The 20,740-nt window shown below is 62.7% G+C and carries 15 protein-coding genes and 2 pseudogenes; 8 read left to right on the top strand and 9 right to left on the bottom strand.

Going from position 1 to position 20,740, the window contains the following annotated elements; all coding sequences use genetic code 11:
• Positions 1-92: 92 nt before the first annotated feature.
• Together purD and K6I40_RS12280 are read left to right on the top strand one after the other, a co-directional pair.
• Complete coding sequence (gene purD / locus K6I40_RS12285; RefSeq protein WP_222919279.1) at positions 93-1,385, top strand: phosphoribosylamine--glycine ligase; 1,293 nt, start codon at positions 93-95, stop codon at positions 1,383-1,385.
• A 314-nt stretch (positions 1,386-1,699) separates the two neighbouring features.
• Positions 1,700-3,964, top strand: coding sequence for a cation:proton antiporter (locus tag K6I40_RS12280; protein WP_222919277.1), 2,265 nt, complete (start codon positions 1,700-1,702; stop codon positions 3,962-3,964).
• Between the two features lie 106 nt (positions 3,965-4,070).
• On the opposite strand, the gene K6I40_RS12275 is transcribed toward K6I40_RS12280, so the two are convergent.
• The 5 genes from K6I40_RS12275 to K6I40_RS12255 all read right to left on the bottom strand — a co-directional run bounded on the left by K6I40_RS12275 (position 4,071) and on the right by K6I40_RS12255 (position 8,803).
• Positions 4,071-5,426 (bottom strand): aminotransferase class III-fold pyridoxal phosphate-dependent enzyme, encoded by a 1,356-nt coding sequence (locus K6I40_RS12275; RefSeq protein ID WP_222919275.1) that lies wholly within the window; start codon positions 5,424-5,426, stop codon positions 4,071-4,073.
• A 39-nt stretch (positions 5,427-5,465) separates the two neighbouring features.
• Positions 5,466-6,764, bottom strand: coding sequence for an MgtC/SapB family protein (locus K6I40_RS12270; protein WP_222919273.1), 1,299 nt, complete (start codon positions 6,762-6,764; stop codon positions 5,466-5,468).
• Positions 6,765-6,883: 119 nt separating this feature from the next.
• Positions 6,884-7,159, bottom strand: coding sequence for a PadR family transcriptional regulator (locus K6I40_RS12265; RefSeq protein ID WP_006429947.1), 276 nt, complete (start codon positions 7,157-7,159; stop codon positions 6,884-6,886).
• A gap of 460 nt (positions 7,160-7,619) precedes the next feature.
• On the bottom strand, positions 7,620-7,766 hold the full coding sequence (locus K6I40_RS12260; RefSeq protein WP_007142875.1) for a hypothetical protein: 147 nt from the start codon (positions 7,764-7,766) through the stop codon (positions 7,620-7,622).
• A 389-nt stretch (positions 7,767-8,155) separates the two neighbouring features.
• Positions 8,156-8,803 (bottom strand): hypothetical protein, encoded by a 648-nt coding sequence (locus tag K6I40_RS12255; protein WP_222919271.1) that lies wholly within the window; start codon positions 8,801-8,803, stop codon positions 8,156-8,158.
• Between the two features lie 219 nt (positions 8,804-9,022).
• Between K6I40_RS12255 and K6I40_RS12250 the strand changes: the two genes are divergently transcribed.
• Positions 9,023-9,793: an endonuclease Q family protein gene (locus K6I40_RS12250; protein ID WP_222919269.1), complete on the top strand. Its 771-nt coding sequence runs from the start codon at positions 9,023-9,025 to the stop codon at positions 9,791-9,793.
• An 85-nt stretch (positions 9,794-9,878) separates the two neighbouring features.
• Here the strand turns inward: K6I40_RS12250 and K6I40_RS12245 are convergent, their stop codons facing one another.
• The 4 genes from K6I40_RS12245 to glyA form a co-directional block, all read right to left on the bottom strand.
• Positions 9,879-10,772 carry a bifunctional methylenetetrahydrofolate dehydrogenase/methenyltetrahydrofolate cyclohydrolase gene (locus K6I40_RS12245; protein WP_222919267.1) on the bottom strand — a complete coding sequence of 298 codons (894 nt, stop codon included), beginning with the start codon at positions 10,770-10,772 and terminating at the stop codon, positions 9,879-9,881.
• A 98-nt stretch (positions 10,773-10,870) separates the two neighbouring features.
• Positions 10,871-11,683, bottom strand: coding sequence for an alpha/beta hydrolase (locus K6I40_RS12240; protein WP_222919265.1), 813 nt, complete (start codon positions 11,681-11,683; stop codon positions 10,871-10,873).
• A gap of 238 nt (positions 11,684-11,921) precedes the next feature.
• Positions 11,922-12,878, bottom strand: a complete 957-nt coding sequence (locus K6I40_RS12235; RefSeq protein ID WP_222919263.1) for a hypothetical protein — start codon at positions 12,876-12,878, stop codon at positions 11,922-11,924.
• 394 nt (positions 12,879-13,272) lie between these two features.
• Positions 13,273-14,520, bottom strand: a complete 1,248-nt coding sequence (gene glyA, locus K6I40_RS12230; protein ID WP_222919261.1) for a serine hydroxymethyltransferase — start codon at positions 14,518-14,520, stop codon at positions 13,273-13,275.
• Between the two features lie 273 nt (positions 14,521-14,793).
• Between glyA and K6I40_RS12225 the strand changes: the two genes are divergently transcribed.
• The 5 genes and pseudogenes from K6I40_RS12225 to K6I40_RS12205 all read left to right on the top strand — a co-directional run bounded on the left by K6I40_RS12225 (position 14,794) and on the right by K6I40_RS12205 (position 20,736).
• Positions 14,794-16,974, top strand: coding sequence for a hypothetical protein (locus tag K6I40_RS12225; RefSeq protein WP_222919259.1), 2,181 nt, complete (start codon positions 14,794-14,796; stop codon positions 16,972-16,974).
• Positions 16,975-17,381: 407 nt separating this feature from the next.
• Positions 17,382-18,200, top strand: a complete 819-nt coding sequence (locus tag K6I40_RS12220; protein ID WP_222919257.1) for a DUF5821 family protein — start codon at positions 17,382-17,384, stop codon at positions 18,198-18,200.
• A 738-nt stretch (positions 18,201-18,938) separates the two neighbouring features.
• The gene (locus K6I40_RS12215) at positions 18,939-19,643 is read left to right on the top strand and encodes an RNase P subunit p30 family protein (RefSeq protein ID WP_222919255.1); all 705 of its coding nucleotides are present in this window, start codon (positions 18,939-18,941) and stop codon (positions 19,641-19,643) included.
• Positions 19,627-20,255, top strand: a pseudogene (locus K6I40_RS12210) (class I SAM-dependent methyltransferase). The gene K6I40_RS12215 and the pseudogene K6I40_RS12210 overlap by 17 nt, the downstream one beginning before the upstream one ends.
• Positions 20,252-20,736 (top strand): annotated as a pseudogene (locus K6I40_RS12205) (Rpp14/Pop5 family protein). Before K6I40_RS12210 ends, K6I40_RS12205 begins: the two co-directional pseudogenes overlap by 4 nt.
• Positions 20,737-20,740 lie beyond the last annotated feature (4 nt).

Raw genomic sequence — 20,740 nt, 5'->3', positions numbered from 1 at the left:
TCTCCGTCCAGTTCGCGTCATACCCACGTAGATGCATATTTCCGCTCGAGGAAAGAGCAACGCTTACAGGTTCGTGCGTTCCGCTTTCGACCATGCGAGAGAACGTGCTGCTGATCGGGGGCGGCGGCCGCGAGCACGCCATCGCCCGCGCGCTCGAGGACAGTGAGGCCGACCTGTACGCTTGTGCTGGCAACCGAAACCCCGGTATCGCCCGCATCGCGGCCGGGTTCGAGACGCTCGAGACGACGAACCCCAAGGCCGTCGTCGAGTACGCCGAAGAGATCGACGCGACGATCGCCGTCATTGGTCCGGAAGCGCCCCTCGAGGCCGGCGTCGCGGACGAACTCGAGGCCACGGGCATCTACGCCTTCGGCCCGAAGGAAGAAGACGCTCGTATCGAGACGGACAAGGCATTTCAGCGCCGCTTCATGCAGGAGAACGACGTTCCGGGCTGTCCGGATTTCGAGACGTTCGACGACATGGACGCGGCCTGCGATTTCATCGACGACTACGACGGCGACCTCGCGATCAAGCCTGCCGGGCTGACCGGCGGCAAAGGCGTCAAGGTCATCGGCGATCAGGTAACGGCGGAAGAGGGCAAGGAATACATTCGTGACTCCGACTACGACCGGATCGTCCTCGAGGAACGACTGATCGGCGAGGAGTTCACCGTCCAAGCGTTCGTCGCCAACGGCGAGTTCCGAACCGCACCCGCAGTCCAGGACCACAAGCGCGCCTACGAGGGCGACGAGGGACCGAACACGGGGGGCATGGGCAGCTACTCCGACGCAACGGACGAACTGCCATTCATGACCGAGTCAGACTACGAGGAGGCCGTCTCGATTATCGAAGCCACCGTTGACGCCCTCGACGACTATCGGGGCATCCTCTACGGCCAGTTCATGCTGACCACTACCGGCCCTCGCGTCGTCGAATTCAACGCCCGCTTCGGTGACCCCGAGGCGATGAACTCCCTCCCTGTCCTCGAGACCGACTTCCTCGAGATCCTGATCGCTGCGCGCGACGGCGAAGCCCTGCCCGAACTCAGCTTCGCCGACCAGGCGACGGTCTGCAAGTACGCCGTACCGGACGGCTACCCGACAGAGCCCGAGGCCGGGGCGAAGGTACAGGTCGACGAGGAAAGTGCTGGGGACGCCTTACTGTACTACGCCAGTGTGGACGAGCGCGACGACGGCATCTACACGACTACCTCGCGGTCGTTTGCGCTGGTCGGTGTCGCCGACTCAATCAGTGAGGCCGAGGAAATCGCCGAGGAGGCGCTCGGGGTCGCCGGCGAGGAGGGACTGCGCGTGCGCCACGACATCGGTAAATCCGCTCTCATCCAGCGCCGAATCGACCACATGAACGAGCTTCGCGGCGAGTAACGGCATCAACGAGCCTCGCGGCGAACAAATCAAGACGCACAGGCGCTCATGCATCACGCTGTTTCCCGGTGATTTCCAGGTATCTCGGAGACGTCTCTCCGTTCCGGTTGCACCTCGCACAGCCCGACGAATCTCTCTATTGTCGCCGCTCCGCCCCGTCGTCACGCGATCGGTGCGTCGGACGTCCGGTGTGTTGACTGTCCAGCGGCGATAAATTTCACATCTCCGTCAAGCACCGTGGAACGAAGTCCCTGGGAGTCTCACGGTTCGACGGAGACGACCATCCGAGGGTACACCCATTTGAGTGTCTTCCGATGGCAATTATCGAACCGCTTGGGCACCACGAACTGTTTCTCGTCATCGTCCAGCTCACGCTGTTGCTCTTCGTCGCACGGGCAGTCGGCGAGGCGTTCAGTCGGATCGGCCAGCCGACGGTCGTCGGCGAATTGCTCGCAGGTGTTCTACTCGGTCCCTCGGTGCTCGGCCTCATCGCACCAGGTGTCTACGAGTCGCTGTTCGCGGTCTCGGAAAACCAGTTCCACCTGCTCGAGATCGTCTCGTGGCTCGGCCTCATCATGTTGTTGATCGTCACCGGTCTCGAGACGGACGTCGATCTCATCGTCAGCAAGGGGCGAACGGCGGCCATCCTTTCGCTCGGCGGGATCATCGTGCCCTTTACGACCGGATTTGCGCTGGGATGGGTGCTCCCCGTCATGTTCATCGCTTCGCCCGACCAGCGGCTCGTATTCAGCCTCTTCATCGGGACGGCCATGAGCATCTCCGCGATCCCCGTCATCGCGAAAGTACTCATTGAACTCGATGTCATCCGTCGCGACATCGGGCAACTGATCCTCGCTGCGGGGATGATCGACGACACGATCGGGTGGATCCTGTTGGCCACCGTCGCCGGACTCGCTCGAACCGGCATCGTCGATATCGGATCGGTCGCGACGACTATTTTCTCGGTGATCGTCTTTCTCGGACTCTCGTTTACCATCGGTCGTCGGTTCGTCGCGGCACTCGTTCGCTGGGTCGGGAACGTCCTCGGCAGTGACGTTGCGCTGGTCTCGACGGTGATGGTGCTCGCGCTCGCAGCGGGCGCGCTCACCCAGTACATGGGGCTCGAGGCGATACTTGGTGCGTTCGTCGTCGGGGTTCTGGTCGGTCAGGTCAAGCGCTTCACCTACGATCTTCGGCACATCCTCGAAGTGATCACGCTCGGCGTCTTCGCGCCGCTGTTCTTCGCGATCGCCGGGCTCCGAATGGACGTCGCTGCCCTGTTCGACGTGACGGTGTTCACCGTAGGACTCGTCGTCTTCGGGATAGCATGTTTCGGGAAGTTCGCCGGGATCATGGGCGCGTCCCGGCTGGCCGGCCTCTCGAGGTGGGAGGGAATCACAATCGGCGGTGGCATGAACGCTCGCGGAGCGATGGAAATCATCGTCGCGACTATCGGACTCGGTGCCGGCATCTTGACGACGGATATGTACAGCATCATCGTCGCGATTGCCATCGCGACCTCGTTGATCGCACCGGCGATCATGCGGTGGTCGATCCCCAAGATCGAGATCGGCGAGGAAGAGCGCGAGCGCATCGATCGCGAGGAGTTCCTTCGGGAGAGCTTTGTTAACAATCTTACTAGAATCCTGTTGCCGACCCGCGGCGGTGTGGACAGCCAGTACGCTGCCCGCCTCCTCGATCCGCTCGTTCGCAATCGCGAGATCGACCTGGACGTAATGTACGTGAGCGACGCTCCCGACGACCCGAACGGAAGGCACAACGGGCTCCTCGAGAGACCCCGAAACAGCCGCTTCGCACTGGGACGAGCGGAGCGCGGATCCGGGGAGGCTCCCGCCGTCACGTCGGCCGAGGCTGACCGCCTTTTCGAACCGATCGAACGCCGATTACGCGAACGGGATCAGCCGTCGAGAACGTTCGTTCGCGAGACTCGAGAGACCATCTCCGAGACGATTCTCAACGAGTTGAACGCAGGCTACGATCTCGCCGTCTTCGCCGAGTCGGTCGCCAATGACCATTCCAACGACTCCCTGTTTAGCGTGACGGTCGACCGTCTCATCCAGGAGGCAACCTGCCCGAAGATGGTCGTCAGCACACCGTTCGATCCGGATTCGTCGACCGACCGGATCGATGACCCCATCGACCGAATCCTCCTCCCGACGGTCGGGACAATGTCCAATCGCCACGCCGCCGAGATAGCGTTCACCATCGCCGCAGCGGAAAACGCGCTCGTCGAGATCGTTCACGTCGTTGACGAGCCCCAATTTAACGATCGGTTCGCCACCCGCCCGGACCTCTCGGAGCAGGTTCGGATCGGCGAACAGATCGTTGATCGGGAGGCGAAATTCGGCAGGCAACTCGGCGCAACGGTGCTGACGAGGGTGATGCTCTCGGAGACTCCCGAAACAGAGATCGTCGACCTCGCCGACCGGACCGACGCCGACGTGATCGTTCTGGCGTCGAACATACGCCCGATCTCTCGGCGAGCGTTTCTCGGCCATCGCGTCGAGTACGTCGTTCGGAACGCTCCGTGTCCGGTCGCGGTGCTCAGTTCGCTCTAAGTGCGCCACGACATATCCGAGACAGAACACTGCTGTGGCCCGATCGTGAACTGTTCGTCTCGCGTACTGATCGATTCCGAGGCGATTCGTCCGCGACGTTCAACCCTTACGAACGTACCTCCGCAACCCGCTCGATCGATTCGAAGAGCAAGCGCGCCCCTAGCTCGATCTCCCGTTCGGTGACATCGAGCGGTGGCAGCAATCGCAGCGTCTTGTAACCACAGCCGAGTGTCAACAGGCCCTGTCGGAACGCGTGTTCGAGGACCGCGTCGCGACGGTCGTTCGTATCGAACTCCACGGCGAGCATGAGCCCGCGGCCACGGACGTCGATCATGCCGGGCGCGTCGCCATCCGTGATGGCGTCCTCGAGGATCGTCCGGAACTGATCGCCTCGCTCGCGGACGTTCGCGAGCAGGTTCTCCTCGTGGATGGTGTCGATCGTGAGGACGCCCTGCATCGCAGCAACGAGGTCGCCCGCGCCCCACGTCGAGGAGAGGCGGCCCGTTTCTTGGGGGAACACGTCCGAGCGCGAGATCGTCGCGCCGACGCGGAGCCCCTTCCCGCTCGTGATGACGTCCGGCGTGAGATCCAGGTGGTCGACGGCCCACAGTTCGCCGGTCCGACCCAGTCCGGACTGGATCTCGTCCGCGATGATCCTGAGACCGTACCGATCGCGAAGCGCCTCGAGGTCGCGAGCGAACTCGGGGTGAGGGACCCGATAGCCGCCCTCGCCCTGAATCGGCTCGAGGATGAGATAGGCGACTTCCGACGGATCGATGACGCCGCGCTCGGGGTGGAGCGCGTCGGCGACGACGTTGCCGCCGGGACCGTCGGTTCGCCAGCGGGTTTCGTATTCCTCGTCGGTCGCGGGATAGGGAACGCTGACGACGCCCGGAATCTCGGGGAAGCCGCTCCGGTGGACGGTCTTCGAGCGGTTGAGCGAGAGCGCGCCCAGCGTGCGGCCGTGGAACGCACCGTCGAACGTGAACGCGCGGTGGCCGCCTGCAGCGTAGCAGATCTTAATCGCGTTCTCGACGGCCTCCGCACCGGAGTTCGAGAGGAAGACCCGATCCATATCGTAGTGGTCGGTCATCGCGATCAGCCGGTCCATCAGCTGTGTCGGACCGGGAAAGTCAGGATCGTCCGGCCGGCCACCACCGCTGACGTAGAAGTCTTGACCCGCGATCTTCAGGGGATCGACGAGGTCGAATGCCTCGAGTTTTTCGCGGATCGCTGGGTTGTTGTACCCCAGCGGCGCGGCCGCGACGTGACTCGTAAAGTCCAGCAGGACGTTGCTGTCGACGTCGGTACAGAAGGGCCCGACAGCCTCGGCGGTCGTATCCCAGACGAACTCATAGACGTACGTACTTGGAGCGGCGAACTCGTGGTGATAGTCGACCCACTCGCTGGCCCGTTCGCCTGGAATCGCGTCTACCTGCGGTTCGACCGTTGCGCGGTCCATACACTCTCTTCGCTCGCCAGTGGGTAAAGTACTGGAGGTCTAGAGGACGAGAAATACCGATGCGAGCGCACCACCCAGCAGCAAAATCGTGCTGTAGGCCGCGACCCGGTTTCGGAAGCCGTCGTCCGTCGACGTGGCCGCCAGCAGGGCCTTGACCACGATGCTCGAGACCGTCGCAAGCAAGATGGCGATCGTCGCTTCCGCCGGTCCCAGTTGGCCGCCGCGGTAGAGGACGACCGCCGAGGTGGTCGCACCGGCGCTCGAGACGAAGCCGCTCGCGACCGCCGTCGCGTAGAAGCCAAGCGTCCCGAACCACGTCTCGGCCAGCGAACCGAACACGAGCACAACGAGGAAGACGGCCCCGAACGCGAGGGCGTTTTTCAGCGAGAACGGGCTCTTGAGATTTATCGGCCCGGATTCGCTCCAGTCGGCGGTGAGCGCGGCGACGGCGAAGGCCAGCAGGATGACGGCACCCAGCGGGACGATCGCCTCGATGAGGATATCGGTGTCGCCGCCCGCCGTGAATCCGACCGCGATCGCTAGATTGCGAGCAGCCATGGCTGCGTTCGCAAGCAAGATCGCGGCGACGGCGTAAGAGGACGCCTCAGGCCGCTGATTGACGTGATCGAGCATCGTCCCGACGACGGCCGTCGAGGAAGCAAGGCCGCCGAAGAAGCCGGTGATCGCGATACCGCGACCGCCGTAGGTCGAGACGATCGCGTAGTTGGCGATACCGATTCCCGCGACTGCGACGACCATTAGCCAGATCACCTTCGGCTCAAGCGGGATCGTGATTCCCGCGATTTCGGGCTCGTATGTGGCCGGAAGCACCGGATAGATAACGAACGCGAGGATAGCGAACTCCGTTGTCGAGCGCATTTCCTCGCGAGAGAGGCCCCAGGCAAACTCGTGGAGCTCTCGCTTTAACACCAGCAGCAGCGATGAGAGGACGGCGACGGTAACACCTTCGAGGATGAATCCGGCGGCCACCAGGACACCGATGCCGTAGGCGACGAGCATCGAAACTGAGGTCGTCAGCGACAGTCCCGTCTCCTCGGGATCGTCCTCCATGAGTCCCTGGACCGCGAGCAAAACTCCTTGGACGATTACTAGGAACCCGCCGAGCGGGAGCAGACTCTCGCCGACCCCTCCCTCGCGCACGAGCACAGTAAAGACCGCACCGAGCAGACTGATCAGCGAGAAGGTCCGAATGCCGGCCGACTTCTGGGACCACTCGCGCTCGAGTCCGAGAAACATCCCTAGCGCGCCCGCGAGAGCCATCCGGACGACCGTCTCCTCGAGGGGCGCATCGGCGACCTGCAGCGCGACCTCGTTCACTGCTGATCGTTCGCCACGATCACATATAAGCGACGCGCCGAGGGCGGACAGAGCAACGAGAGTTGTAATTCATGACGGCTTCGGCGATATCGATGGAAGCGAACGACTTCCGGATCGTGTTACAGGTCGACGTACTGGGTCTCCCACTCGCGGCGTGCCTCAAGTTCGCGGCGGCCACGACGGGTGAGCGTGTAGAAGTTCGTTCGACGGTCTCGACGGCCCTTTTCGACGAGACCCTTGTCGACGAGCGTGTCGAGGTTGGGATAGAGTCGGCCGTGGTGGATCTCTTTTTCGTAGTACTGTTCGAGTTCCTCCTTGATCGCCAGTCCGTGGGGCTCGTCCTCGCCAGCGATGACGTAGAGCAGGTCACGCTGGAATCCTGTCAGGTCGTACATTGGGAAAGTACCAACTGTACTTACTGTCGAATTTTAATAAGGCTATCGGGTTGTTTCGATCGAAAGGGGGCTATTACCAGTGAGGACTCGCGTTTTCAGCGCGATCGAACCATAACACCCGTGACGAATCGGATGCAGAACCACACATAACGTGCAGTTCATGTTTACAGTTCAGGAGTTACGTTTCGGTACAATTATATTGAATGGACATTTTCTTGGATAGCATTATTTATCGATAATAACCGTCGGCACCGCTACTGGGTAAGTATAAGATCGAAACAGGAAAGCAGATCGCGTGACGGAAAAATGTCACGCGATCGCTTGCCGCCCTGAATTGGTCCCCGCTGACGCTTCGGCCCTCCAAGCGAAGCGTCACGTGAAAAGTTCCGCCGGATGTACTTAAATGTAACGACACAGAGCAGGGTGGCCGACGGTACCACCCCGGTGCACGCGGTCGCACTCAGATGTGCTCTTCCTCGAGCACCCAACCGATCGCGCGTTTATAGTACGTAAACATCTCCTCGACGCCGTCGTGGCGCATCTCGTCGCTCTCGAGGTGCTCTTTGAGGAACTCGTACTGCTCGCGGATTTCTTCTTCGTCACGCATACCCGTGACTATCGACCGAAAGGGGAAAAAAGCCGCTACGCCGAGCGGATGCAGTGCCATTCCTTCGGTCCGGGAATCTCACTCGACCGGACAGCGGCCTGCTGACCGATCACACGTGCGCGAACGAGAGTGACTCGATAACGAGAGTTGACTGCCGCTGTCGACCAGCTCCGCACTATCTGTCAAGCGTCGTTGTTTCAGATCAGAAGGGAGGGGTTTCCGCCGTGAAACGATCTCGAGCGGTCGTTTCCATCGTGAACAGCAACTGCTCGATACGCGATGTCCGTCCGCTCGCCGTTCGCGTCAAAAAAGGTCGCGCGCTTTGATTCTCGAGGCCGATACGATCGAAATCGATGGGACACGGCCCTGACTGGGCCCGGTGGAACCGATTACGAACTGTTCTCGTCTTCGCTCTCGTTGGTCTCGTTTCCGCTTTCCGTCTCGTTACCGCCGGTTCCGCCCTCGCCGAACGTCAGCGTGACGTCCTCGTCGCCGCCATCGATTTCGACGTCGTCTTCGGTTTGTTCGCCCTCGGATTCGGCGCTGACAGTGTATTCTCCGTCCTCGAGTTCCTCGAACTCGACCTCGCCGTCCTGATCGGTCTCGTCTTCCATGGGGAAGCTCTGACCGCCGATATCGGACGTGGTCTCGTTATCGGACTCGTTGCCCGATTCGTTGTCGGACTCATTGTCCGTCTCGTTTTCCGTCATGTTGCCCATCCCATCGTCGTCGACCGTCGTCTCCTCGGACGCGTTCTCGGACTCGTTGTCCGTTCCATCGTCGGTCATACCACCCATGCCCGCTTCCTCGAGGGTGACGGTCGCGCCTTCGACCGGTCCCTCATCGTCTTCGACCGTAACGGTCAGCGTGTACGTCTCGCTCCCTCCGTCTTCGGTCTCGTTTTCGTCACCGGTTGTATTGTTCTCGTCTTCCGTCTCGTTACCGCCGGGGCCGCTGTCGGCACAGCCGGCGAGCGCGAGTGCACTTGCTGTTCCTGCCGCGGTCACGAACGTCCGCCGGTTCAGTCTCCGGGACATATATTCGGGTTGGACGTTCCAGCTGGTTTCGATGTCGCCTGCACCTGCCGCCCGTTAATCACCTATTGAACGACGTCCCGTAACCGGTGACCATCATCGCCTTCACACCGTCAACGGGCCCGAATTATCACGAGAAGCGATACTCAGCGGGGATCGAAAGTACCCGATGATGATTTCAACCGGCGGTTCGAACCGAACGGTGGTCAACACCACCTGACCGTGGCGGGTCGATGGGACTTTTGGTGTCCCGACCGTAGCTTCGTCCATGAAATCCGGGGTGAGCGCGAGTGCAAGGAGTGTGGGACCCGCTGGTCGTACTACGAGACCGGCAGCGTCGGCTGTCCGGCCTGTGGAAGCCTGCGAAGCGTTGGCGTCGACGAACGCACCGAACACACGGACCTGCAGGTCGCGTTCGATCTCACCCCCGTTCGGAACGCGATTGATGAGGCCGGTCCAGACGAACTCGCCGAACGGGCCGGCGACCGCTGTCGCGAGTACGTTCGCCGGCGCGGGTTCGTCAACGCCGGCACCCTCCGGGAACTCGACGACACCTATCTCGCTGCAATCGAACTGCTCCACGTCGCCGACATCGTCACCCGTGAGATCCGACTCGAGGACCGCGAAGAGCTGTACTTTCTCTCGCTGCTCCGCGATGCCGATCAGGGCGAGCGGCCGCCCGCCGACGAAGTCCCGCGCTCGCTTCGGGCAGCCCGCGGGCTCGCGTACGCGAATGCAGTCCGCGAGTATCGACGCGACGTTCGGACCTGGACCGACAACCGCGACCTGACCGCGAGCGAACGGAGCGCCCTCGAGACGCTCGGCGAGCACGTCAAACGGATCCGAATGCTCGACGGCGACGTCGAGCCGGGGACCGCCGAACGGCTCGTCGAGGCGACCCGCAATCTGGCCAACGGTCTGCGCGGCGATGAGGTCGCGTTCTCGCAGGCCCAAGAGCGACTGGACGCTCTCGAGTTCGATTCGATCGACTGACGGGCAAGACGATGAGTGACCGAAGCGGGAGTCAGCGAACGCGACGATAAGCGGGAGAAGCGAAATTAAGCCCCGAGTCAGCGACTCAGGGGAGGTCGACGTTGATGTCCTCCTGCAGGCTCGCGGCCTTGACCGTGTTGTAGAGGAGCATTGCGCGGGTCATCGGACCGACGCCGCCGGGGACGGGTGTAATCGCGCTCGCTTTCTCCTTTGCGCTCTCGAACTCAACGTCGCCGACGAGTTCGTACCCCTTGTCGTTGTCAGCGTCGACCCGGTTGACGCCGACATCGATGACGACCGTTCCGTCCTCGAGCATCGAGCCGTCGATAAGTTCGGGGACGCCGACCGCTGCGACGACGATGTCCGCGCTGCGAGTCTTTGCAGCGAGGTCGTCGGTTCGAGAGTGACAGACCGTTACCGTCGCGTTGCCGTCATCGGCCTTCTGGATCAGTAGGTTCGCGAGTGGCTTGCCGACGATGTCCGAGCGGCCGACGATCGTCACATCCTTGCCCTCGGTCTCGATGTCGGCGGACTCGAGGAGCTTCTGGACGCCGTGGGGGGTACAGGGACGGAAGCGAGCGTCGCCGGCGACGAGTCGGCCGACGTTCTCCGGGTGGAAGCCGTCGACGTCCTTGATCGGGTCGACGCGGCGGATCACGTCGCGGTAGTCGACGTGGTCGGGAACCGGTGCCTGCACGATGTAGCCGTGAACGTCGTCGGTGTCGTTGAGATCGGCGATCTCATCGTACAGCGTCTCGGGCGAGGCGTCGCCGTCGACGTCGACATGGTAACTCTCGATGCCGACCTCCTCACAGTCGCGCTGTTTCATGTTGACGTAGGTCTGGCTCGCGGGGTCGTCGCCCATGAGCACGGTCGCCAGTCCCGGCCGCGAACCCGCGTCGGCGAGTGTCTCGATCGCGTCCGTCAGGTCGTCTCGAATCTCGCTCGCGACGGCGTTCCCATCGATGATCTCAGTCATTACCTGAGTGGGCGGCCGCGAGGCTCATTAATCCCCGGATTCGTGCGCAGAACAGCGTCATATTCGTCCCAAATAGACACGTACGTGAATAGAATCACTCAGAACCGCTCGTCGAGGAATGATCGGATCGCGTCGTTAGCCGGCTCCGGCCGCTCGAGGTTCGAGGTGTGACCCGCCGCTGGTATGAGCTCTATCTCGGCGTCAGACAGTTCCTCGAGCATCGGCTCGGCCCGCGACGGCGGGAGCGATGGGTCTTCCTCGCCGTGGACGATCAGCACCGGGACGTCGATCTCCGAGAGGCGGTCGGTGACGTCCGGGCGGCCGAGCCACGAGTTGAGTTCGTGGTAGACTGCTTTCCCGGGATAGGTCTCCCAGCGATTGATCCACGTCTCGACGAGTTCGGGGGTCTCCTCGCGGGTCGTCTCGCCAAACAGCTCGGCCGCTGACCCCTCGGCGATCTCTCGTGGCATCGGCTCGAGCACGTCCTCGTAGGGCTCGACGAGGTCGCTGAACGCCGCCCGTTCCTCCTCGGGATGGGGTGCGGCCATTGAGTCGATCAGGACGAGGCCGTCGACGCGCTCCGGATACGCGAGCGCGAAGCGAAGCGCCATGAACCCGCCCAGCGACATGCCGGCGATGACAGCGCTGTCCTCGCTGATCCCGTCGAGTACCGCCGCACAGTCGTCGGCCAGATCCCACAGGTCGTAACCTGGCGCGTACCGGTCCGTTCGCGCCCGCAGGTCGTAGGCGATGGCCCGGTACTCATCGTGCAGGGCCTCGAGTTGCGGCGCGAACATCGTCCGATCCATCAGTGTCCCGTGGGCGAAGACGACGGGCTGTCCCTCGCCGACGTCGGTCGTCAGCGCGTCGGTCCGCGATCGATACATCTCCGTTGCAGAGTCATCCATCATGTGAACTAATTCACGTGAATTGGCCGGAAAAAGATATGGTATGCGGAACCACACGACACGCTCAGTCTGTTTCGGACCGGCCAGAACCGACGAGTATGCCGGCGGAATCACGGGTCGGCCCGCTGAGGAAGAAGGCGAGCGAGAATCCACCGACCGAACTCATCGTGGGACGGGTAAAGCGACTCGCTCAGACGCCCTCTCCGATCGACTTGGCACGAGAGCACAAGTCGTGTGCCGGTCAGTTCGTGCCGCTTCGATCGGCGGTCCCCGATTCCGAAACCTCCCACTCGGCGGTGTCGCGTGCGTCGGTCACGAGCAAGGCGTACTCGTCTTCGAGGCCCTGATAGTCGGTCGTCCCGGCCGCATCGATCAACGCTCGAGCCTGTCGCTCGTGGACCGTCCGAGCGACCGCCAGCACGTCCGGACCGACGTCTACGTCCTCGGCCTCGAGGTCGGGTCCGATCCGGTCCGTCCAGACGCCATCCTCGAGCAGGCAGACAGCCCGGTTATCGGCCGAGAGCGGCGGGACACCGGCGACGTGGTCGCCCATCCCGGCGAGACCGAGACGTTCGATCGCCTCGAGGATTCCGATCACGTCGGTTTCGGAGACATCGTGCTCGGTCTCAGCAAGGGTTGATTCGAGCACATCGGGATCGATCGGCGCGCTCATCGTCTCGGGACGGGGTGTCGGATCCCCGCGGCCCTCGTGTTCGATGACCCCCTCTGCGACGGGGTCGCTGTCGTCTGCGACGCCCGGCAACGGGTCGGCACGAAAGGCTCCTCCATCGTCGAACCGGACCGGAACGAGTCCGATCGTCTCGCCGGTCGTAATGGCGTCGAACAGCAATGGATCGTCTGCGTCGTAGGTCTCGAGGTCGAGGCCCAGCCCCTCGGGCGGCTCGGCCCGTACCAGTGGGTCGGGGACGGGCGCGACGATCTCGCCGTTTTCCTCCCTAAGTTGGCGCGGATAGGGCGCATCGGCGGTAGCCGCCTCGTCGATCCCGCTGTACACGAGCATTGGCTGATCCTCGTACTCGTCGACGTCCCAGTCGATGTGCTCGCCGCTCGTGGCACCCATGCGATCGGCCACAGGCGTTACCTCGACTGCTAACGCCGAGGCCGCCGTCTCGTCGGTCTCCCGAAGCGCGAGCAACCTGTCGTCGTCCAGGATGGTTCCGGTCGGACGTGTGGACATTGGCGGCGGTACGGCGAGCCGGCGGAAAAGCCGCGTGCCGGCGAGTGACAGGCGACGTTGCACGTGGTCAAAGAGCGAATCGAGAACTGAGTTGAAGCGTACGTTCTTCTCATCTGCGCTCTATGAGACACCCATGGCTTCGAGTTCGACGACATGCGATTCGGTGAGCTCTCTCTCGCCGGTCGTCGGTTTCAGTCTCACCGTGGCACTGACGCTGGTCGCGGCGATCGCTGTCGGTTTACTTGCAGTCGTGTTAGTCGGCTAGGAAGTACCCCGTGATACTCGAGGACGTGACGCGATTGAACGTTCCACACGGCCGCCAATCGCGACCGATACAAACGAACGGGTTGGTGATCGGATCCGATAGAATGCGTCGGGCCGACCGCCCACTTTCCTACTCGTACAGCGGGTTCTCGTCGCACAGCGTCGCGACTTCTTCGCGAACCGCCTCGATGACGGCTTCGTCCTCCGGAGCGTCGACGACACGGGAAATCAGGTCGCCGACGGTCCGGCAGTCGTCCTCGTCGAAGCCGCGGGTGGTCAGCGCCGGCGTCCCAGCACGAATACCGCTCGGGTTGAACGGCGAGCGCGTCTCGCCGGGCACCGTGTTTCCGTTGAGGACGATGCCGGCGTCCTCTAAGGCCTCCTCGGCGTCGCCGCCGGAGGTGTCGGGGTGGCTCTCGCGGAGGTCGACGAGCACGAGGTGGTTGTCAGTACCCTCGGAGACCAGCGAGAAGCCGTTCTCAGAGAGCGACTCACCCAGTGCCTTTGCGTTCGCGACCGTCTGTTCGGCGTAGTCCTCGAACGCGGGCTCGAGGGCTTCCTTGAAGCCGACGGCCTTGCCGGCGATGTTGTGCATAAGGGGGCCGCCCTGCCCGCCGGGGAAGACGGCGGCGTCGATGTCGTCGGCGTACTCCTCGTCGCACATGACGATGCCGCCGCGACCGGCGCGGATCGTCTTGTGGGTCGACCCGGTGACGAAGTCCGCGATGCCGACCGGCGATGGGTGAGCGTCCGCCGCGACGAGCCCGGTGATGTGGGCGATGTCCGCGAGGTGGAGCGCGTCGACGTTATCGGCAGCGTCCTGAATGCGCTCCCACTCGATCTCGCGCGGGTACGCGGAGTACCCCGAGACGATGATGTCCGGGTCGAACTCGGCGGCGTGGTCGGCGAGGTCGTCGTAGTCGATGTAGCCCGTTTCGGGGTCGACCTCGTACTGTTCGACCTCGTAGAGCTGGCCCGTGAAGTTCGCCGGGTGGCCGTGGCTGAGGTGGCCGCCGTGGTTCAGATCCAGTGATAGGATCTTGTCGCCGGGCTCGAGCATCGCGAAGTAGACCGACTGGTTCGCCTGGGTGCCCGAGTGGGGCTGGACGTTGACGTGCTCGGCACCGAACAGCTCCGTCGCGCGGTCGATCGCGAGCTGTTCGACCTCATCGGCGTACTCGCAGCCGCCGTAGTAGCGCTCGCCGGGGTAGCCCTCGGCGTACTTGTTCGTCAGCGCACTGCCCTGTGCGTCGATGACGGCCTCGCTGGCGTGGTTCTCGCTGGCGATCATCTGTAACGTCTCTCGCTGGCGGTCTACCTCGCCCTCGAGCGCGTCGGCGACGGCGGGATCGACGTCCCGAACCTGATCGTGGTTCATATCCGAACTGCAGTCTGGCGGCTGCATAAGTGTACCCTTCCCCGGCAAGTGAGGCCACTAGACTTGCTTGAACGATCAGTGACCGCACGCTCACCGTCTGGCGCTCACCGCGAACGCAACGGCCTGTTCGATAGCGAACGGTTCGTCACTACCTGTATTCTATCCACTATTACTGGTCAATATCGCATCCGAGTAGAGTGTTCCATGATGCCATTTGCCACATCCTCACAGCCCGATACAACTAACTTGTCGCAGTGACATTCTGCCAACCGAATGATCGAGTGGGCGGTAGACGGCGACACCCTCCACGTCACCGACGCGGACAACGCCGAGTTAGCGGTCAACGGTGACGAACTCGACGTCAACAGTTCCGACGCCGACGTTTCGCGCCCGGTTGACGAGACGGTCGCCCTGACGACGGACGAGCTCCGATTCCCCCACGCGGTCGTCTACGCGTTCTCCCTCGGACTCGAGGAGCAGTACGAACTTGACCCCAGCGGAGAGCCGCTCACGCTATCGCCCGGCGAGTACATCGTCGACATCGATACGGAGATCAAGGCCTACCTCCGGTTCGCCGGTGTGGCGACGATCGAAAAGACCGACGACTACGAGGAGATCATCGTTTCTTTTCCGGAGCGAACGCGCGTCATCCTCGGGGTCCGCTGTCGCCACGAGTTCCCCGCCGGCACGATCACTGTGCCGGACTCCCCGTCGGCAATCGCCGAAGCCATTACTCACATGGCCGCCTCGCACAAGACCGACCGCTCGGACCGGTCGTACCCCACCCTCCGCGGCCACCCGTCGCTGATCGAACGCGGCGACGAACTCGAGATTTCCGACTGTATTCGGTCCGATACTCCCGATCACGGGATCGAACTGATCGTCCCGCCGGAGTTCGAATCGCTGTTCGTGACCGCGCCGCTGGCGTACTACCTGCAGGCAACCGTCCGTACGACGGACGAGGCACTCGGAAACCGACCCGGGGCGGCCCTCGAGCGACCGCGGCTCCGGCTCCGCGATCACGCCATCGAGGAGGAACTCTCGCCGATGCCAAACTTAGAGCGCGACGTCGAGCAACTGCTTCGGAAGACGTTCTTCCTCGATTGCCTCGTCCGGAACGCCGGTCCCCACGGAACGACCCTCTCGGAGCACAGCCTGCTCGCGGCGCTCGGTCTCGACGCTGACGTGCTGTATCACGCGTCGCCACAGGACCGACTGGCGACCTACCTCGACGTCCCCTACGCAGCAATCAAACACCGCCTCCCGGAGTGGCACCTCTCGACGTACGTCACTCCGACCTACGACAGCGTCGAAACGCTCCCCTTCTTGCTCGACCGGCTGAGCATGATTTACACGCCCCGAACCTCCGAGCTCGAGGGCCAGGAGTTAGTCGAACGCTCGCTCGAGGACTTCTATCGGGGCGACGGTTCCGGACCCGCTGAACTAGCCTCCGGAATCGAAGCCGGACACGGGGCCGGAGTCGGCGGCGACCCCGGACCCAGTCGGGCCACTACCGGTCAGGTCGCCTCGGTCGACATCGTCAAACCCGACCTCCGGAGCGGCCGCACCCACGGCTGGCTCGCGGACGGTGTCCCGATCGACGTCTTCAAATCGACGCCCACGGCCTACCACAACCGGCTGGACTTCCTCGAGCGGACGAGCGACTCGACCTCGATCTGTGTCGTCCTCAACGATCCGGAGATGGCCGGCGAGCACGACGACGTCGCCGAGATCTATCGTCAGCGCTCCGAGGAACTCACGATGGATCTCACCGTCGCGGAGTCGCTCGAGACGGCCGACCTCGCCCGCGTCTTGGAGGACGACCACGATTTCGTCCACTACATCGGCCACTGCGAAACCGGCGGACTGTGCTGTCCCGACGGGACGCTCGCGACCTCAAGCCTCGATCGCTGTAACGCACAGACGTTTTTCCTGAACGCCTGTGGCTCCTTCTACGAGGGCATGAACCTAATCGAAAAGGGGAGCGTCGCCGGTGCCGTCACGTTCACCAAGGTGTTGAACGACCACGCCGTCAAGGTCGGATCGACGTTCGCCAAACTACTGGTTCACGGCTTCAGCATCGAACGCGCGATGGCGCTCGCTCGCAGACGGATCATGATGGGCAAAGACTACGCCGTCGTCGGCGACGGCACCCACTCACTTACCCAGGGCGAAAACCGCAATCCGACGACCGCGCGACTCGAGGAACTCGAGACAGGCGAGAGCGACCAGCAGTACCTATTGACGCTCGATTGCTATTCGACGCGGGTGACCGGGTCATACTACTTCCCGCACACCGAGACTAATGAGTACGCCCACCTCTGTGGGAACGAGTCGAGTTTTACGCTGGCGGAGCCGGAACTGGCGACCATGCTCGAAGAGACGGAAGCGTCGGTAATCTATGACGGCGACATCTACTGGTCGAAAGAATTGAGTAAGCGGTTCGATCAGTGACCGACTACGGTCCACCGTACGTACTGACTCGCTTCGCCCGCGCCGTGAACCGTCGCGACGCTCGGTCGGTTTCTATCCCGTTTGCTGCGCTCTCGACCAACTCCTGTACGGCCCGCCACAGTCGGTTGCGTCGAACACCCATACGATATCGTAATAACACGTTTCCGGTATATAGTTATCGTTGGCACGCAGACAGATCCCCGCTCGCCACTGGGTATCTGGGTCACCCTCCTCCCGAAGAGGGGTGGGGTTTTCGTCTCGGGCCCGCTAGAAGTGATATCCATTTTTCATCGGCGAACTAACGAATCATCGGACAAAATTACCGGTACAGACCCTAGGGGAGAAGTTCTGGTGTGCAAACGGCCACCAAAATTAAGTACGGTGCTCTCGATTACTTCTGTATAGGCATGACCTCGAATTTACTTAACCACCAGATTGACGATATCCTCGAATCCGTGCTCGAGGACACGAGCGGTGATATCTACATGGTCAACCCATCGCGGGACGCCATCGAAGAGTTCGTTTCCGTTGCGACAGCGTTCGACGGCGAGCTGCCGTCGGTCCACATGCTCGCCGACGAACGAACCCTGAAAGACGTCATGGACGACTTCATCGTCGCCTCGAACGCTGCCGACCTCATCAGCGAGGGCGCACTGTCGCTCCGAACGCTCGAGGAGGCACCCGAGAACTCGCTGCTGGCCAGCGAGGACCGCGTTGTTGCGCTGGTCCACGCCGGCGACCGCGTCGGCGGGCTCACCACGGACGACGAGAGCTTCGTCGAAGACACCTACGACACCTACGCGGGTCGCTGGGAGGACGCCACCGACTTCAACCTCCGGACCCCGCCGATCACGGATGTCCGCGAAACGCTGTCCGACGAGATCAGTCCCGAGGCCGAGGCCGACTTCACCGCCATCCTCAACTCCCTCGAGACCGCTCGCGGCGACGGCGACGGCCTCGACGAGGTCACCATCTCCTTGCTCGTGGCAGCCAAGAACGAAGCGCTGCTCTACGACATCAGCAAGTGGGGCGAGGACGTCGGGATCGCCTCGAAGGCGACGTTCTCCCGAACGAAGACCAAACTCGAGGACATGGGTCTGATCGACACCGAGAAGGTCCCGATCGACGTCGGTCGGCCGCGCCTACGTCTTAAGATCGGCGACGACCGCCTCAGCGAGGCCGACAACGGCCAGCTTGCAACGGTGGCTCAGTCCATACTCAACTGAACCGAAATTTCACTCTGTCGTTCGAAAGACGCGAAGCGTCTTTCGTGACTGAGCGGAACGAAGTTCCGCGAGGTCAGCGAAACCGTCGGTTTCGCTTGATCACGAGACGGCTTCGCCGTCTCGAACGACGGTCTATCGCGGTCGCAAACCACCACGACCGCGATGTCCCTCGGTAAAATCTTCAAAAGAGCGCGAAGCGCTCTTTTGGACTGGGCGATTCCGGAGGAATCGCTTGCAGTCGGGCGGCGCTGCCGCCCGACGACCTCGCGGGATCTTCGATCCCGCTCAGTTTCGATCAAAAGTACCGGAAGACGCTTTGCGTCTTCCGAACTCTCGTTCACTTCGTTCACGAGAACACTCCTCCTTCCCCGTCAGCCGTGCCAAACGCGGCTTCTGGGCCAGTCGTCGGCCCGCTCGCTCACCCTTCGGGTCCGCTCGCGGTCGGAATCTGGTAACCGCCTGCCCTCTCCCGTTGAGCGGAAACTTCGTTTCCGCGAGGCTGTCGGCGTGGCCCGAAAATCTCCGATTTTCGGCATCACGAACGATCTTCGATCGTTCGAACGACTTCGCGCCGACTGCTCGAGGGACTGCTGGTCCCTCGCTGCTCGGAAGAGTTTGCTCTTCCATTGGATCGCGCAGCCCTCACTGTCGTTCGAGCCGCGCTCCCGGCCACGACAGCTGCGTTTGTTCGATCTGCATGACGCAAACCCCAAGTCGTCGCCGTGAGACGATTCGCATATGTACGAGGCCGTCCACGCCCATCCCGACGGACAGAGCACGGTCGCCAGATTCGCGAAGACGGCGGCCGACTACGGCTACGAGGGCGTGGTCGTGCGCAATCACGGCGACGCTCGAGCCGACTACGATCCCAAAGAGATTCGCGAGGAGTACGGGATCGATGTCGTCGAGGGTGTCGAGATTCGAGCCGACGACCCACAGCAGGCGAGCGGGTCGGTAGGGAATTACCGGACGTCGGAGACGATCGTCGGCATCCACGGCGGCACGAACGGTCTGAACCGATTCGCCGTCGAACAGCCGAAGGTCGACGTGCTCGCCCATCCGATGACCGGGGGCGGTGACGTGAACCACGTTTTAGCGAAAGCTGCCGTCGAGAACGGCGTTCGGATCGAGTTCAACCTCTCCGAAGTCCTGCGAGAGAGCGGCGGCCACCGCGTCCGGGTCGTGCAGTCGCTGCGAAAGCTCCGGGAGATCGTCGACCACTACGACGCCCCCTTCGTCGTCAGCGCGGATCCGCGTTCGCACCTCGAGATGCGGGCACCCCGCGAACTGAAAGCCCTCGGCGAGCAGATCGGCTTTGCGCCCGAAGTTATCGAGGACGGCCTCGCGGAGTGGGGCCGACTGGCCGAGCATAATCGCCACGTCCACTCCGAGTCGTTCATTGAGCCGGGGGTCGAACGAGGCAGATATGAAGAAGAGTCTTGAGGAGCACGCCGCACGGTTCGACGAAAAGGCCGGCGAATACGACGAGTCGAAGTCCGAAGAGTATCACGCCTGTGCGAACCTCGTTGTCGAGCACGCCGCTCCCGCGGCCGACGATGTTGTCCTCGATCTGGCGACCGGCACGGGTGCGATCGCGCTCGCGCTCGCCCCCGATGCGAAGCAGGTCGTCGGCCGCGACATCAGCGAGGAGATGATGGCCCAAGCCGAGGAAAAGGCCGATGACGAAGGCCTCGAGAACCTCGCGTTCGACCTCGGAACCTTTCGGGAACCGAACTACGACGGCCCGGTCGACATGATTACCTCGAACTTCGCCCTGCACCACCTCTCGGATGAGGAAAGCGTGAGGCGATCGCAGTCATTGCCGACCTTGAGCCGCGCAAATTCGTCCTCGGGGACGTGATGTTCTTCGGTGAGCCGGATTCGGACGCGCCCTTTTATTCGCCCGAGGTCGACGATCCGGCGACCGTCGGCGTGCTCGCGGACGCCTTCACCGATGCCGGCTTCTCGCTGACGGCCGTCGAGCGCGTCCACGATCAGGTGGGCGTGCTGGTCGCCGAACGGAGCCCGACGGACGTCGACGCGGCCGAGGAATGAAACACCTTCCCAAACACCTCCGACCGCGGTGGCGGTATCTCGCCGTCGAACTCGAGACGTGGCCCGACGAGCGGATCGACCGACGGTCGTTCCAGCGGGAGCTGTGGTACGCGGGCCAGAATCTGCTGGGCGATCCGGGCAGCGCCGACGCCGATCTGGCGGTTGTCAGGTTCGAGTTCGCCGACGGAACGGGTGAAGCGGTCGTTAAAGTTCGACGAGGCGAGACCGACCCCGCCCGGGCGGCACTGGCCTGTATCGACGAAATCGACGGTGCTCCCGTCGGTGTTCGGGTCCGCGGTATCAGTGGTACGATCCGTGCCGCTGAAGAAACTATTTAGGACGCGGCGGGCAAGATTCTGGAGAGAGAAACGTCGTGTTCGGGAACGAAGAGCGAGTCGCTGTCCTGCGGGACGGCGTTGGGGACGTGCGACTCGATGAAGCGTTCGTGGGCGCGACAGACCTCGATTACCATTTAGTGTGATACT

The sequence above is a fragment of the Natrinema sp. SYSU A 869 genome (assembly GCF_019879105.1).
GTDB lineage: Archaea > Halobacteriota > Halobacteria > Halobacteriales > Natrialbaceae > Natrinema.
This window is presented reverse-complemented; position numbering and strand designations above follow the sequence as displayed.